The 15,734-nt window shown below is 60.6% G+C and carries 16 protein-coding genes; 4 read left to right on the top strand and 12 right to left on the bottom strand.

Features of this window, described 5'->3' with window-relative positions; genetic code table 11:
- Positions 1-58 precede the first annotated feature (58 nt).
- Entirely contained in the window at positions 59-709 is a 651-nt protein-coding gene (locus ACWR1S_RS01065) for a hydrolase (RefSeq protein ID WP_454562117.1), read from the bottom strand.
- Between ACWR1S_RS01065 and alaE the strand changes: the two genes are divergently transcribed.
- A complete protein-coding gene (gene alaE / locus ACWR1S_RS01060) occupies positions 677-958 on the top strand; it encodes an L-alanine exporter AlaE (protein ID WP_454562116.1) in 282 nt (93 codons plus the stop codon). The two genes, ACWR1S_RS01065 and alaE, sit on opposite strands and share 33 nt — an antisense overlap.
- Positions 959-1,044: 86 nt before the next feature.
- On the opposite strand, the gene ACWR1S_RS01055 is transcribed toward alaE, so the two are convergent.
- The 8 genes from ACWR1S_RS01055 to ACWR1S_RS01020 form a co-directional block, all read right to left on the bottom strand.
- Complete coding sequence (locus ACWR1S_RS01055) at positions 1,045-1,407, bottom strand: hypothetical protein (RefSeq protein WP_454562115.1); 363 nt, start codon at positions 1,405-1,407, stop codon at positions 1,045-1,047.
- A gap of 91 nt (positions 1,408-1,498) precedes the next feature.
- Positions 1,499-1,987: a DUF2867 domain-containing protein gene (locus ACWR1S_RS01050; RefSeq protein WP_454562114.1), complete on the bottom strand. Its 489-nt coding sequence runs from the start codon at positions 1,985-1,987 to the stop codon at positions 1,499-1,501.
- A 185-nt stretch (positions 1,988-2,172) separates the two neighbouring features.
- Complete coding sequence (locus ACWR1S_RS01045; RefSeq protein WP_454562113.1) at positions 2,173-3,519, bottom strand: glutamine synthetase family protein; 1,347 nt, start codon at positions 3,517-3,519, stop codon at positions 2,173-2,175.
- A 21-nt stretch (positions 3,520-3,540) separates the two neighbouring features.
- Positions 3,541-4,098, bottom strand: a complete 558-nt coding sequence (locus tag ACWR1S_RS01040; RefSeq protein WP_007913292.1) for a helix-turn-helix domain-containing protein — start codon at positions 4,096-4,098, stop codon at positions 3,541-3,543.
- A gap of 13 nt (positions 4,099-4,111) precedes the next feature.
- Complete coding sequence (locus ACWR1S_RS01035) at positions 4,112-5,401, bottom strand: NAD(P)/FAD-dependent oxidoreductase (RefSeq protein ID WP_454562112.1); 1,290 nt, start codon at positions 5,399-5,401, stop codon at positions 4,112-4,114.
- A gap of 83 nt (positions 5,402-5,484) precedes the next feature.
- Positions 5,485-7,725, bottom strand: a complete 2,241-nt coding sequence (locus ACWR1S_RS01030) for a TonB-dependent receptor (protein ID WP_454562191.1) — start codon at positions 7,723-7,725, stop codon at positions 5,485-5,487.
- Positions 7,726-7,886: 161 nt separating this feature from the next.
- Positions 7,887-9,005, bottom strand: coding sequence for an aryl-sulfate sulfotransferase (locus tag ACWR1S_RS01025; protein WP_454562111.1), 1,119 nt, complete (start codon positions 9,003-9,005; stop codon positions 7,887-7,889).
- Between the two features lie 61 nt (positions 9,006-9,066).
- Positions 9,067-10,062 carry an ABC transporter substrate-binding protein gene (locus ACWR1S_RS01020; RefSeq protein ID WP_454562110.1) on the bottom strand — a complete coding sequence of 332 codons (996 nt, stop codon included), beginning with the start codon at positions 10,060-10,062 and terminating at the stop codon, positions 9,067-9,069.
- Positions 10,063-10,109: 47 nt separating this feature from the next.
- Here ACWR1S_RS01020 and ACWR1S_RS01015 point away from each other — a divergent pair, with 47 nt between their 5' ends.
- Complete coding sequence (locus ACWR1S_RS01015; protein WP_454562109.1) at positions 10,110-11,213, top strand: GlxA family transcriptional regulator; 1,104 nt, start codon at positions 10,110-10,112, stop codon at positions 11,211-11,213.
- A gap of 13 nt (positions 11,214-11,226) precedes the next feature.
- Here ACWR1S_RS01015 and ACWR1S_RS01010 read toward each other — a convergent pair whose 3' ends face one another.
- The 3 genes from ACWR1S_RS01010 to ACWR1S_RS01000 form a co-directional block, all read right to left on the bottom strand.
- Entirely contained in the window at positions 11,227-12,411 is a 1,185-nt protein-coding gene (locus ACWR1S_RS01010) for a DUF2252 domain-containing protein (RefSeq protein ID WP_454562108.1), read from the bottom strand.
- A 92-nt stretch (positions 12,412-12,503) separates the two neighbouring features.
- A complete protein-coding gene (locus ACWR1S_RS01005) occupies positions 12,504-13,832 on the bottom strand; it encodes an ATP-binding protein (RefSeq protein ID WP_454562107.1) in 1,329 nt (442 codons plus the stop codon).
- Positions 13,829-14,551, bottom strand: a complete 723-nt coding sequence (locus ACWR1S_RS01000) for a response regulator (RefSeq protein ID WP_454562106.1) — start codon at positions 14,549-14,551, stop codon at positions 13,829-13,831. Before ACWR1S_RS01000 ends, ACWR1S_RS01005 begins: the two co-directional genes overlap by 4 nt.
- Positions 14,552-14,697: 146 nt before the next feature.
- Between ACWR1S_RS01000 and ACWR1S_RS00995 the strand changes: the two genes are divergently transcribed.
- Together ACWR1S_RS00995 and ACWR1S_RS00990 are read left to right on the top strand one after the other, a co-directional pair.
- Entirely contained in the window at positions 14,698-15,009 is a 312-nt protein-coding gene (locus ACWR1S_RS00995) for a hypothetical protein (protein ID WP_454562105.1), read from the top strand.
- Positions 15,009-15,668, top strand: a complete 660-nt coding sequence (locus ACWR1S_RS00990) for a DUF3313 domain-containing protein (RefSeq protein ID WP_454562104.1) — start codon at positions 15,009-15,011, stop codon at positions 15,666-15,668. Before ACWR1S_RS00995 ends, ACWR1S_RS00990 begins: the two co-directional genes overlap by 1 nt.
- Positions 15,669-15,734: the final 66 nt, after the last annotated feature.

Genomic DNA, 15,734 nt, shown 5'->3' with positions numbered 1-15,734 from the left:
AGCTAAATAAAAGCAGCGCCAGCTATTGCCGGCGCCACCTTTAACAACGGCCCGTTAATCAGACCTTTTCGTCCGCCTCCTGAAGCGCCTTTTCAGCGTTGAAACCGTCGAAGTTTTCGAACACACCCATGAAGCCAGGCACCGTCACCTCTCGCGCCCAGTCGCGCTGCAGTTCGCAGTACATTTGCACGCGGCTGATGAGCTTCGCCCCCGCCTGCTCCATTCGGCGCAACGCCGCCTCGTGCGCGGCCAACGACGTGCCGCCCACCGCATCGACCGGCACATAAACCTCATAACCCTCCTGGATCGCGTCGAGCACCGGGAAGGTCAGGCACGCTTCGGTCCACAGCGCCGTCATAATCAGTTTCTTGCGCCCGAGTGCCTTGACCGCCTGCTTGAACTCGGTGTCCTCCCAACTGTTGATCGACGTGCGGTCATAGGTCGGCAGATGGCCGAGCACCGCTTGCAACGCCTGAATCGGCGGTTTGTTGCGGCCGGTCGCAACATTCACGGTCGAGTGGATGATCGGCAGGTTGTAATTGACCGCCGCCTTCGCGACGCTGGTGATGTTGAACACCAGTTCATCACGCGGCATCGAGCGGATCGACGACACCTGAACCGGTTGATAATCGATGACGATCAACGCTGAATTTTCGGGCGTCAGCAGTTGATCGGTGTGCCGGTTGCGGATTGGCCGCAACGCCTGCAACAGCCAACGCGTCGGACTGCATTTATTGCAGACACCACGGCGCTGATTCTGTTTTTCACCACCACCGGCATCATCAATGAACGTTTCATCGCCGGCATGACCTGGGATCAGGTTCTGCACGCGCGCCTGCTGGGTGCAGCGGTGATGATGCTGGTGCTGGGCCGACCTTATGGGGCGTTTCTTAATGGGGTGCGCAAGCTGTTTGGCTTACCGCCGGGTGGGGACAAGCCGATGTCGTTGAAGGGTTGAGGGGCTGGGGAAAATTTCAGAGACAGACCACATTCAGAAAAACGTGACCGTCCTTTAATCCCGCTCTACTGGCCAGTTTCAGCGCTTCAGGCTCTTGCTCCGGTTTCATAAAAGTGGTCAACGCAATAGGCTCTTCCCTTGAGTACAGGTTGCTGGCAGTCCTTCGCCAGACAAGCAGATGTATCCAGACCGCCATGGTTCTCGACCATGCGCAGCTTTATCAAAGTTTCCATATCAGCTGATTCCCAACCCTCGGGCGAGTCCAGTTTGCCGGCGTACAGGGTTTGGTATTTATCCCACTCATCCGCTCGCCAAAGCTGCCCGCACCCGGCACATTGCAATAGTTTGATCCAGTCCCCCGTTGCAAGGCAGCGCATTCCCGCGACAAACGCCGTGTAACCCTGACTAATATCTACGAGGTCATCTTTACCGTTGCAGGTGCATTGCATGGTTCCACTCCAAATCTTCTTGCTTTTACTCGTTCCACCGTCAACGTCTGCCTCTGCCCCACAGCAGCTCTCCCGCCGCTGGCACCGTTAACTACACTTCGGCGGCGCCTGTATTCCGCTTGAGACGCTCGAGGTCCCTATTGACCAGCACCTTATGGACTGCGCCCACCGGCAACATATAGATGCGCCCAAAGACGTTATGCGTTACGACAGACGATGTGATTGTAAACACATGATCTGTTATCGAAAGGCAAATCATGACATCCAGATGTCGGTCTCTTACGCTCAGAACGAGCACGTCGGGGGCACTATGCTCCACCAGAAAAAAATCCAGCTTTTCGCCAGCCTGTATTGCCTCTCGACGGGCGCCAGAGAAACCGCCGATGCGCTTCACGCCAAATAACGAGGAAATCGCATCCCTCGTTCGAAACGCCAGCCGCATGAACAGTCCCGGCTTGGCCCGCATGAAATTCCAGGCATCAAGGGTGGTTATTTCAACAGGCAGCAGCACCGATCTGCTGTGATAGTAATCAAGCTCGGGCAATGCACTCAGGGTGTGAGCAGGTGAAGGGGTGGTCATACATGATTCCTTTCAATGGGCCGTTTTGTTACTCGACATCACTTTCCTTGCGTCTCTGCGCAACGACTGTGGAGAACGCCCGGTTTTCGATCACGCATCATTGAGTGACCTTCGATTTCCACGCCAGCAGGCGTGCAATGCGCGCAAATGCGCCCATTCAAGCCGCGCTCTGGATAAGCACCGGGTCACAAATACCAGCGATACTCCCGCGCACTGATCTCCTGCATAAACGCCAAATGATCCTGGCGTTTATTCTCGCAATACACATCGACAAACTCTGCGCCCAAGCCCTCGCGCAACTGCGGCTGATCCTGCATCGCGCGCACGGCCTCGAACATCTCCTTGGGGAAATCGATCCCGCTGCTGCGGTCTTCGTTCAGCGGTGCGATGGGCTCTTTGCCCGACTCCAACCCATGCTCCAACCCCACCAAAATCGCCGCCAGTACCAGATACGGATTGGCATCCGCCCCCGCCAAGCGATATTCAACCCGCAAATTCTTCACGTCCGACTCCGGAATGCGCAAGCACGCATCACGATCCTCAAAGCCCCAACTGGCCTTGGTCGCCGTATTCACCGTGCCGCCCAATCGGCGCATCGAGTTCTGGTTCGGGGCGAAGATCGGCATGCTGTGCGGCAGCAATTCCAGGCATCCGGCGACTGCATGGCGCAACGACTGCTGCTGATTCACCGCCAACAGGTTATTGCCATCAGCATCGTAGAGGCTGACATGCACATGCATGCCACTGCCAGGATGCTGTAAGTACGGCTTGGCCATGAAACTGGCGCGGTAGCCATGCTTGAGCGCGGCGCCGCGCGTGCTGCGGCAGAACAACGCTGCCCAATCCGCCGCGCGCAAACCGTCGTCGAGATGGCCGAAGTTGATTTCAAACTGGCCGGGGCCGAGCTCAGCGGTAATCACCGTGGCATCGATACCCTGCGCCCGTGTGGCTTCGACCATGTCATCCAGCACCGGCGCGAAGCGTGAAAGCCGCTCGATATGCAAGTTCGGTTGATCATCAGCATCGTCGGTCAGATCGTCGCGGGCAAATTGCGGCAGGCCTTCGCGCAGTTTTTTGTCGAACAGATAAAACTCCAGCTCGAACGCCACCACCGGGTGAATGCCTTTGCGCGCCAGGCGTTTGAGCACCTGTGCGAGGACTTCACGGGGTTCGAATTCGATCGGTTTTTCGGTGCCGTCCGACGTGATCAGCATCTGCCCCAGCGGCTGCGCCTCCCAGGTCACTGGCTTCAGTGTGCCCGGGACCAAGCGGCGCACGGCATCCGGGTCGCCGTCGTTGAAGCAGTAATCGCCAATCGGAAACAAACCACCCTGCACGCCCAACAATACGCAGTTCTGCGGCAGCTTCAGGACGCCGCCGCCGGCAACTTTTTCGAGCATGTCCACGGGATAGCGTTTGCCGTAAAAGTGCCCGGGAATGTCCAGGCAAATCAGGTCGACATAACGCACCTCTGGGTAGCGTTGGCGAAAGGCACGCACTTCGGCGAGCAGGTCAGCGCAGACAGCGTCCATCGTGTTCATCCTTTATGGTTATCAGGTGTAGACCCAGAGCACGCGGGTGAGCTGCTCGGTGAGGTTGCCGTAACGGCAGCGGGTATGACTGTCGAATTGAAAGCTGTCGCCGGCCTTCAACGTCGTCGGTTCTTCGTCGTCGCCCAGCCACAGCGTCAATTCGCCTTCAAGGACGTAACCGCCCTGCTCCGAGCTGTCAGTCAAATGGCGGTCGCCACTGCTCGCGCCGGCTTCGAGATGACTTTCGAGCATGGAGAAAGACGCGCGGATCTGCGGCGACACCAGAATGTCGGTGATGCCATTGGCGTAATACAGCGTGCGGCGCTCATCCGGCCGCGTGACCCACGGCAGTTCTTTAGGCTTGGGCAGGCTGTAGAAGTAAGTGGTCGGCACGCCGAAGGTTTCGCTGATCGCGGTCAGGTCCGCCACCGTTGGCCGCGACAAACCGCGCTCGACTTGTGACAGAAAGCCCACCGAACGGCCGATCTTGTCGGCGAGCTCTTTGAGGGTCCATTTCTTGTGCTTGCGCAGGTCGTGGATGAGGATCGCCAGCGCGGCGATTTCTTCTTGCTTGTTCATGATCAAAATCTCATCAAATGCTGTCGCGCAGTCGATACCAGGCCTTGCCAATGGCCTCCAGCGGTGCAGCGAAATGTTTGCCGCCGGGGAAACGGCCATTGCTCAAGCCCTGATACAACGCCAGTTCATCCTCATCGCCAAGAATCGCATCGGACACCGCACGCGCGGCGGCCAATGTCGGCAGAACGCCGTGGCCCGAGTAGCCTTGCTGCCAATAACGCTTGCCCTCGCCGCCAACGTCCGGCGTGCGCTTCATCGTCAAGTCGATGTGCCCGCCCCAGGCGAAATCGATGCCGACGCCCTTGAGCTGCGGGAACACCCGCTCGAGAAAGGGCCGAGTCGCTGCGGCGATGTCCTTGGGCATACCGCCCAGATAGGTGCAGCCGCCACCGAACAACAAACGGTGGTCCGGTGTGCGGCGGAAGTAATCGAGGACGAATTGGTTGTCGGTCACGCAAACGTTGCGCGGCAACAGCGCGCTGGCCTGCTCGGGGGTGAGCGGTGCGGTGGCGACCTGGTAAGTGCCAACCGGCAGAATGCAACTGGACAGCTGCGGGTCGAGTTCATCGAGATAAGCGTTGCAGGCCAGCACCAGCACATCGGCGCGCACCGAGCCGCGCTCAGTGTTGACGCGAAAACCTGCGCCCTCCTCCTGATAACTCAACGCTTTGCTTTGTTCATGGATACGTCCGCCGGCGCGCTCGATGGCGGCCGCCAGGCCCAAGGCCAGTTTCAGAGGATTGAGGTGTGCGCCCTCAGGATCGTAAAGCCCGGCCTGATAGCGATCGGTGGCCACCCATTCCGGCAATTGTTCACGAGGGATGAACTGCAACACATCGTGGCCCCACTTGTGGCTGGCCTCATGCTGCCATTCGCTGAGCAGGCTGACCCGTCGTGGCATCACCGACGTCCATAGGTGCCCGGGGCGATAATCGATATCGAAGCCGTGACGACCCGGCAATTCACGCAATTCCCGAGCAGCCCAACGCATGCCGTCCCAAAGCCGTTTCGCCCGCTCATGTCCCAGCGCAGCTTCCAGCGGCGGCATGTCGCACGACCAACCCAGAATTGCTTGCCCGCCATTACGCCCAGAAGCGGCCCACGCCACGCGACTGGCTTCCAGCACGATCACGCGTTTGCCCGCCAAGGCTAGGCGCAGCGCCGTGTGCAGGCCACTGAAACCGGCGCCGATGATCACCACGTCGGCGTCAATTTCACCTTCCAGCACCGCTCGATCGCGCAGAATATCGGCGCAACTGTGGGCGTAATAGCTGTCGACGTGCTGGCTGGATTGCTGAAACATTCCCGACCTCATGAAATTATCTTTTTATAATTTCATGAAAATCTACAGAATAAATTTCACGCCGGCAACCTGAAGATGCCCGATCAAAAATCGTATCGTGCTGTCATACCCAATGTTCGTGGGGTGCCCAACACCCCGGTGTAGGCGCCGTTGGGTGAGTTCCAAAGGGTCGTGTAGTAGGTATTGTCGAAGGCGTTTTTCAACCACAGCGATACGTCCCACTGTCCGTTGCCCCAATCGCCGCGCACACCGCTGGACAGATTCACCAGCCCGTAACCCGGCAACTGCGCGTCGCGCGAATCATCCACGGTGCCGACCGCATGGGAACGCCACGCATAGCTGCCGTTGACGTAGGGTTGCAGGCCATTGTGCAAATTCCATTGATAACTGGTGTTAGTGTTGAAGATCCATTTCGACGCGCCGACCACCGCGTGGCCACTCAGGTCGCAGGCTGCCGGAGCGCCGGGACGCAAGGCGACTTCAGCCGGGCACGGCGCATCCTCATAAGACAGATAGCGCACGTCGTTGAAGGCGCCATTGAGGTTGATCGTCAGCCCCGAGACTGGCCGCCAACTGCTGTCGACTTCCAGACCACGGCTGCGCACGGTGCCGGCGTTGGTCAGGTAACTGGTGAGATTGACGTCGTCGTAGGCATTGGTCTGATAGCCGTGCACCTCTGTCCAGAACAGGTTGGCATTGAGCAGCAGACGCTGATCAAGCAGCGTGGTTTTGATCCCCAGTTCGGCGTCGTTGGCTCGCTCGCTGCCGATCAACAGTGAGTCAGCCCCCGCGACCGGCGCGCTCGCCACACTGAGGTTGACCCCGCCGGATTTCTCGCCGTGAGACAGCGATGCATACGCCAGTACCTGATCGCTGACGTGCCAGGCCAGACTCGCCAGTGCCGAAGGGCTGAAGCTGTAGAGGCTCAAGTCACCGGAATCGTAAGCACCCAGGCGCCCGGCTCTGGCGGCAGCTGCCGCGCCACTGACGTTGGCACCTCCGACGGGAGCATTGCGCGTGACTTGCGCCAGTTTGCGTTCATAGGTGCCGCGCACGCCGAGGTTGAAATCCAGCTGCGGCGTCAGATGCCAGGTGCCTTGGGCAAACGTAGCAAAACTGTCGGTGTCGACATCGCCGTGGCCAATACTGGTGACGTTGTTCAGCGCGCCTTGCGGGGTGCCATTCCAGGTGTCGGCCAACGGCCCGTAGTCGGTGAACACCTTGTTGCTCATTTCCTGGCGAAAGTAATAGGCGCCCAGCACGTAATCGAAGTGCTCGCCGACCGGCGAAGCCAGGCGAATCTCCTGCGAGTATTGCTTGTCGCGCGCCGATTGGCCGACGTTGTCCATCACATCGACGTTCAGTTCATCGTCGTTACGGGGGGTGAAATCCCACCAGCGATAGGCGCTGATCGATGTCAGCGTGTAATCGCTGCTCAGCGTCCAGTTTGCCTCAAGCGATGTGCCGCCCTGAAACACCGTGACGTTCTGATCGGCGTCGAGGTTGACCCGACGCCCATCCACCAACGTCGCCCCGACAGCCGCTGCGCGCTGTTCATAGCGGTTGACACCATTGATGCTCGGGCCGGCGCTGAACAGCGAGCGTGTGCCGGCACTGGAATCCTCTTCGTGATAATCAGCCAGCCAGCGCAGATTGAAATCGTCATTGGGCTGAAACAGCAGTTGCCCGCGTACGCCCTGACGCATACCGCCGCCCAACGTATGGCCGTCATATTCATTCTTCACGTAGCCATTTTCGTGGGTCTTGTACGCGGCAATGCGCCCGGTCAGCGTGTCGTTGAGCGGCCCGGAAAAACTCGCCTGGTTTTGCGTATAACCGTCCTCGCCTACCGAAGTGGCGAAGCTGCCTTGGGGTGTTGATGAAGGCCGGCGCGTGGTGATGTTCAACACACCGGCCGTGGTGTTCTTGCCGAACAAGGTGCCTTGCGGGCCGCGCAGCAGTTCGATCTGCTCGATGTCGAGCAAATCCATCACGGCCATGCCGGGGCGACCGAGATAGACGTTGTCCAGATAAGTCCCGGCGCTGCCTTCCAGACCGTCGCTGGCCGGGTTATTGCCCAACCCGCGAATCGACAGGCTCGATTGCCGGGCGTGCATGAATGCGACGTTGACGCTGGGCATCGCCTGCTGCAAATCCTGCAAGCGGTACAGGCGTTGTTCCTCGAGGGTCTGCGCACCCAGCACGCTCATGGCGGTGGGCACTTGCTGCGCGTCCTCGCTACGGCGTCGGGACTCGACCGTGACCGTTTGCAGCACATCGTTGTTGTTGGGCACATCACTGGCGGTGGCCGACAGTAGCGGCATTAACGAGCACAAACCCAAGGCGCCAGCAGAAACGTTGCGCGAATAAAGAAGTTTCATCGGTGATTCCTGGAGCGGCTGCACGCCGCTCTTCGAGAGGAGTCGATACTTCGCTGCGCGTGGCGTGCGTGAGCGTGATCGTTGCGGTGGATGTCAGAGCGTGTTCAGTCACGCAGCCATGGCAGGTCTGCGCGCTGATAACGGTGGGCACGGAAGATCGCGTTGTTTTCGCCCGGCAGATAGCGTCGCGAGGCCGCATCGGGATACGTCGCGAAATGCGGATTGACGTACTCCCAGACCACTTCACCGGCCGGGGTGACTTCGAACAAGCGGCCGAAGTTGGCCTCGGTGATCAGCGTATTGCCGTTGTGCAAACGCTGCGCGCCGCCCATGAACGGGGTGAAAAACGCATACCCCGGGGTATCGGCGTATTGCCATTCGATGCGTTGCGCCACCGGGTTGATTTCGAGAATGCGCGAGTGCGGCATGCTCACGTGCGGGCGGAAGATGCCGTTGTCGAACACCAGCACGTTGCCGTTTTCCAGTTCACTCGGGCAGTGCTGCTGCGCGACCAAATCGTGGCCCAATCGCCACAGCACTTCACCACTGCCACGCTGCACGGCGATCACTGATGAAACACTGCGCAAGCTGAGAATCACCTTGCCGTCACGGCCGGGTGTGACCGCGTTGGTCATTGGCCAGTGGTGACGTTCAAAGCATTCGTGCAGCGGATAGTCTTCAGGTCGCAGATGTTCCCAACTGCGCCATTCCCACACCACGTTGCCCTGACGATCGACTTCCTTGACCACGTCGGCATAAATCACCCCGCCCGGCGCCTCGCTGCCGGGAATGCCACCGACCACACGCCGGGCCAATTCGGCACTCAACGGCTCGGCGGTGGTGTAAAGCAGGTTGCCGTTGTCCAGCCATTGCGCATCATGGTGGTGAAGCAGATCGGTGTGTTCCCAGACCACTTCGCCTTGCGGCGTGACTTCGCTGAACGCGCCGCCGTGCCACACCGACCAGCCCGGAAAAAGATCCGGTGAATCAGGATGGTTGCCGTTGTAGCCGAGGTTGCCGTTGCGCAAGATCACCGCGTCGCGGCCAGGGCGCTGGGGCAGTTTCCAGCGGTGCACGACCTCGCCATCGAGGTCGATGAGGAACACATTGCCATCCGCCGTTTGTGGCGCGAACAGCGTGTAGCCGCCAGCGCTGCGGGCATGATCGACAGCGATCAGGCCGGTTTTACGGCGTTTGAGTGTGGTGGTTTCGAGGTGAGGCATGGCTTTTCTCCGGGCGTGTGAAAACCTGCCGCCAGCAACGCGGCAAGGTGAACTGAATCGGTTACGGGTTGTTGGGCAGTAACGGGTTGAAGCGATCGTCGAAGATCAGCCCGATCTGCAGTGGTCGCGGAATCAGACGCTCAGCGGCAAACAGATCAGCCAGACGCTGCTGCGAAGTGATGACTGACGACTCGATCGGCACATAGTGCAGATCCTGATGCGCGAGCATTTCCTGCACCAGCGCGACGGGAAGGCGCGTGGTTTGCGCGAACACCTCAGCCCATTCTTGCGGGTGCGCAGTGGCCCAGGCTTGAGCGCGGGCCAGCCTGGCGAGCAGATCGCCCAACGGTCCTGCGCGCTGCGGATCATTCAGTGCCTGCAGACTGGCGACGGTGAAATTCAGCCCGGTTTCCGGCCAGGCGCTGCCATCGACCAGAACCCGTGCCCCGCGCGATGTGGCCTGGCCGACGAAGGGATACCACACCGCCCAGGCATCGAGCTTGCCGCTGGCAAACGCATTCTGTGCGTCCACCGGACTGACGTAAGCGATGTTCACATCACGGGGTGTGAGGCCGGCTCGCTGCAGCGCGGCCAACAACAAGTAATGGCCGCTGCTGCCCTTGGCCACGGCAATGCGTTGGCCTTTCAGGTCGGCGACTTGCCGGACGCCGGAACCTTCAGGAACCAACAGCGCATTGTTGTTTTGCGCACCGCTCGACACGCCGACAATGCGCACATCGAAACCTCCGGCCTGAGCGAACACCGGCGGTGCATTGCCCACCACACCGGCATCGATCGCCCCGGCGCTCAAGGCTTCGAGCATCGTCGTGCCGGCCAGAAACGGATGCCACGACAGCGCATAAGCGATGCCTTGATCTTCGCCCGCGGCCTGCAGCAAAGCCTGGGTCAAACCGCTTTGGTCGCCGATTTTCAAAGCGCTGTCCGCCGCTGTCACCGAATGCATCAGCAGCATCGTGGCAGCGCACAGCAGCGCCCGCAGATACAACGCGACGTGTCGGCTGCGCGGTTGCTTGGCAACGGAAGGTTTTACCGGCATTGTCGTGCCCTCGTTTTGCGTTGAAACCCAGTATGTCGAGGCCCGCCGTGCCGCTCCATGCCAAACACCCCTCCTTTACTGCCATGTCGGACACCCCGCCGCTGCCGTCGCGCACCGTGGTGGTATTGGCTTTCGATGATCTGTTGCTGCTCAATGCGGCCGGTCCGTTGGAGGTATTCGCAGCGATACCGCGCGTATTGGGCGGCAACTTCACTGGTCAGCCGCCCTATCGGCTGTTGGTGGCGTCGCCACAGGGCGGACAGGTCATGTCGATTTCGGGCATCAGTGTGGCGACCCGCTCGCTGGCGCAGATCGACCAGATGGCCCCGCTGATCGATACCCTGATCGTCGCCGGTGGCCCGGGAATGGCCGCGCTCGAGGCGGATGAACACGCCTGTGCCTGGTTGCGCAGTCGCGCGCCACAGATCCGTCGCCTCTGCTCGATTGGCACCGGCAGCTTTGCGCTGGCCGCCGCCGGGTTGCTCGATGGGCGTGAGGTGGTCACACACTGGAAATTCGCCGCTGAACTGCAGGCGCGCTACCCGGCGGTACGCTGCCAGAGCGATGCGCTGTACCTGCACGACGGCAATCTGTGGACCTGCGGCGGCGCCGCCGCCGGCATTGATCTGGCACTTGGTCTGGTTGAACAAGACCTCGGCGCGCCAGTGGCATTGGCGCTGGCGCGTTATTTCACGGTGTTCCTCTGGCGCGGCGCCGAACAGCCACAACTGAGCGCTTCGCTCAACGCTCAATCCAACGCTTTGCGCACCGATCCGGATGGGCGTCTGGCGCGTCTGCAGGCGTGGATTGCCGCTAATCTGAATGGCGATCTGCGCGTCGAGCGGCTGGCTGAACAGTTCGGCATGAGTCCACGGCACTTTGCCCGCGCCTATGTCGCCGCCACCGGAAATACCCCGGCGCAAGGGGTGGAAAATCTGCGCCTGGAAACAGCCACCCGATTACTCAAAACCACCAGCGAGCCGATCAAGCGCGTTGCCGAAACGGCGGGGTTTGGCCGCGAGGAACGTATGCGCCGTGCGTTCCAGAAGCATTTGGGCATCAGTCCCCACGGCTACCGCAGTGAAATGAAAGCCGCTGCGACGGGAGCGGCGCAGCCGTTGGGCATTGCACTCGCCGGGCTGGCCCAGTAGCTCGGTTCTTGAATCAATGCTGCAGCGCATAGCGCCGACAATGTTCCAGATAGCCTTTTTCATGATTGCCCACCAGTTGCACGACGCTGGTCCACAACCACGACGGCGCATCCAGACGTTTCGAGCGACAGGTTTGCAAATCCGCCATCCACTCGGACCGGGTGGCCAGATCCATTTGCCGGGCATGTGCCACGCCGACGACCCGTGCCAGATAGCCGGCCGCGAGCATCGCATCGCGCTGACTCAACTGGTCCAGTTCCAGCTTCATGTCCTGCGGCAGCAGTTCGCGGACGAAAAAACCGTGGTCGAGCATGCGTGTCGCCAGCATCCGATTGCCCAGCCCGGGTGAAAGAAACCGCGCGCCTTCGACCACGCGCTTGCCATTGTCGCGCGGCATTGATGCACGGGCGGCGCGCGGTGCAGCGGCGCCGACGGCTTCCTTGATATCGAGCAGGCAATATTCCTCGTCATCGCCCTTGCCCACGCCCAGCAGCACGGCATAACGCTTTAGCCCCAGCGAACTGCAACCCTTTACCCAATACGCCGAGTCGAGCATTTTCACTCGGTCATCCGTCGAGCGGCCCTTCAAGGACGTCACTAACGTATGGATCTCGGGCGTGGCACAGAGTGTTTTCAGCGCGGCGCGCTCATCGCGCGACAGCGCCCAGAATTGTTTGCCCAGCGGAATCGTCGGTTTGGTGTTCTCGATGCGCTCCTCGGCCAAATGCTTCCAGGTGCGCTGCACGGCACTGCGCATGCCGGCTTTGACTTGCGCCGGCCGCGGTGGATCTTCCTCAAGATCGCCGTCAAAGACTTGCTCGTAGCCGCGCATCATTTCTTCGAGCATGCGTGCAGTGGCCACGCCCGGCAGGTCGGAACCGCGAGCGGCTGTGGCGAGCGACAACGCCAGGCGCACCAGATCATGCGCCGGGTTGCCGATCACGGTCTGATCAAGGTCGCGGATATGAATATCGATCTGCCCTTTCAGATCGCCGGTCGGGCCCAGATTGCCGGCATGGCAATCGCCGCAGATCCACACCGCCGGGCCTTTTGGCAGGCTGCGGCCCGGTTGGCTGTGCAGCCATTCGTAAAACTGCACGGTGCTGCCGCGCACATAGGCGTGCGCGGATCGGGCCATTTTCAGATTGCGTAGTTGCGACAGCGGTTCAAGTCGGGCGGAGGGACGCGGGGTTTTCATGGACGCTTCTTATGCGGGATGTGAGCTGTTGACCGCCCGTGCCGCGCGAATGTTTCAAAGTGTTGCAGAGAAATGCGTACAAGCTGTCCGCCCTAGAGTGGCAGTTCGACGCGCGCCAACAACCCTCCACCCTGGCGATTGCTCAGCGTCAACTCTCCCCCCTGCTCGCGCGCAATCGCCCGCGCCGCCGACAGCCCGAGCCCCACACCGCCGGTATCACGATTGCGCGAAGCCTCCAGGCGAAAGAACGGATCGAAGACCTGTTCCAACGCCGCCTCGGGAATACCGGGGCCTTCGTCGCTGACCTCGATGCAGATCGAATACTCGTCACGTTTCAACGCAATGACCGGACGCTGTGCATACTTCAGCGCATTCTCCAGCAGATTGACGACCACCCGCTTGATCCCCAGTGGCCGGCCTTCATACACCAGATGCGCCGGGCCGCCGAAGTCGACATTGATCTGCTGATCACGGTAATCATCGACGATGGTTTGCAGCAGCTCCGACAGATCGAATGCCGTGGTCTGCTCGCGGTGCGTGTCTTCGCGGAAGAACGCCAACGCAGCGTTGATCATCGACTGCATCTCCTCGACGTCACGAATCAGCTTGCCCTGATGATCGAGGTCTTCCATGAATTCGCTGCGCAAGCGCATGCGTGTCAACGGTGCACGCAGGTCGTGGGAAATTGACGCGAGCATGTGCGTACGCTCGGCGATGAAATGCTGGATCTGCGCCTGCATGGTGTTGAAGGCGATGATCGCCTGGCGGATTTCGTCGGGGCCTTCGAGCTTGATCGGCGGTGCGCGCAGATCGGTGCCGAAACGTCTGGCGGCCCGGGTGAAACGCTGCAAGGGGTTGGCCAGTTGCCGGGTGGCGATCCAGGCGACGAGCAATGTGGCAATCAGTCCCAAGGCGATGACGATCGCGATACGCACGCCAAATTCCAGGCCCCAGCTGCGCTCCGGCGGAATAAATGACAGCCAGCTGCCATCGACCAATTGCACGACGGCGGCGTAATGCGCCTGGGGACTGCCGTTCGGCCAATCGCCTGGGCTGAACACCTCGATTTTTCGATCATTGCCCAGCAGTTGCTGCAGCACCGGCACCCTGCTCGCTGGCAGGCGAAGCCCGTCATTGGGCAGTTCGAAGTCGGCGCGTTGCGCTTTCCACGACACGTGCAGCATGGCGCTGCTCGCCGCATCGGCCAGTTGCGGGCGCAGGTTGGCCGGGGCCGCTTCGATCACCCGTGAGGTCGCGGCAATCTGTTCCAGCAGGCCGGTGCGTTCAATCGGCGGCCGTGCCCAGATGCCGGCGACTTGCACGAACAGCGCATTCAACGCCAGCGAAGCGACCATCGCGGCAATGATGGTCAGGGCGATGCGCCGGCTCAGGGTGTCGCCACGCCACAGTCGGCGGATCACGAGCGAGTGACCTTGGCGGTGAATAGATAACCGCCGTTGCGCACGGTGCGAATCAGGTCCGGGCGCTTGCTGTCCGGTTCGATCTTGCGGCGCAGGCGACTGACTTGCACATCGATGCTGCGATCGAAGGCGTCATGACCATGGCCGTGGGTCAGATCGATCAACTGCTCGCGGGTCAGAATGCGTTGCGGATGATCGAGGAACACCACCAGCAAATCGAACTCGCCGCCGGACAGCGGAATCATCACGTTTTCCGGTGAGCGCAGTTCGCGACAGGTGATGTCCAGATGCCAACCGGCGAAGGCGATCACCGGCCGCGAAGGCTCAACCGCTTGGCGCTGTTCGCCGGCACGACGCTGCAAGGCGCGCACCCGCGCGAGCAGTTCCTGCGGGGCGAATGGCTTGGTCAGGTAATCGTCCGCGCCCAGTTCCAGACCGACAATGCGATCGCTCAGTTCGGCCATGGCCGTGAGCATGATGATCGGAATGCCCAGTTGCGTATGCACCTTCTGGCACAGGCTCAAACCGCTTTCGCCGGGCATCATCAGATCAAGAATGATCGTGTCCGGGCGCTGCTGCGCTATGGCCGCCCACATCGCCTCGCCATTTGGGGCAACGTCGACCTCATAGGCGTGCTGCACGAAGAATTTCTTCAGCAGCGCGAGAATTTCCACGTCGTCGTCGACGAACAGCAGTCTGCTCACAGTGAAAGGATCCATGCACCAAAAAGAGCCAATCTAAAGCCATTCACCGCGCCGGTCATTTATTTCAATCGAGCAACATTTCTACGCGCCAGACATCAAGCGGACATCCTCCGGCAAAACCGTGCGGGCACTCTGCAGCTATTTCCAACGGGGGGATTGGCATGAAGGTATTGAACAGCAAACCGGGCATCACGCAGCACAACGGTAATCGGCCGTTGATTCTCAGCCAGCGCACCGCCGCGCTCGGCCCGGACACACCGGTGGTGTTTCAGGAATCGTGCATGGGGGTTTCCAGTGATCAAAGTACGGTGGTTTTACGCCGTTACTTCGAACATTTCAGCCCGACCAATGCGCACTGGGTGGAATACGTGCACAGCGTCAACACCGCTGACCTGATGAACTGGATCATGGCCCACGGTCGATTGCACATCGAGTGCTCGGACAACCTGGCGCAACACAAGGAAGCCGTTTGATGTCGCGCATTCGTTCGCTGTCGCTGTCAATTGTCGCCACGCTGAACCTGGCGGCGTGCAGCAGCAAAACGCCGGAACACAGTGGGTTTTTGCATGACTACAGCGTGTTGACCGAGCGCCAGTCGCCGTCCGGTCAGCCCGTGTTGGCGTGGGTCAGCCCGGCCCTCGCCCGGGGTCGATACACGCAGGTTTATCTGGCGCCGAGTCAGTTTTATCCGAGTGCCGAGCCGACGCAGCGGATTCCTTTAAGCACGCTGTCCGGGGTTACCGACTACTACGACGCGGCGCTGCGGGTAGAATTGGGCAAAGTCATGCATCTGGTCAATCAACCGGGGCCGAATACCCTGGTGGTGCGCCCCGCCATTACCCAGGTGACGACCAGCACTCAGGGTTTGCGCTTTTATGAGTGGCTGCCGGTGACGCTAGTCGCTGCGGGGGTGAGTACGGCGACCGGTATTCGTGATCAGGACAGTGTGGTTGCCACCGAAGTGTCGTTCGAGGACGGTTCGACCGGCGAAGTGATCGCCGAAGTGGTGCGTAAAGGCACCGGCGTGCCGCTGGAGAACGACCAGCAGGTGCTGACCGCCGATGACGTCAAGGTTGTGCTCGATGGCTGGGCCAGCGACCTGCGGCATTCGTATTCGGCCATCCGCCGGTAAACACATATCCCCTGTAGTTGCCGAAGGCTGCGATCTTGTTGGGACGCGGAGCGTCCCCGGCTGCGT

This window comes from Pseudomonas sp. AIG, assembly GCF_977020205.1.
This window is presented reverse-complemented; position numbering and strand designations above follow the sequence as displayed.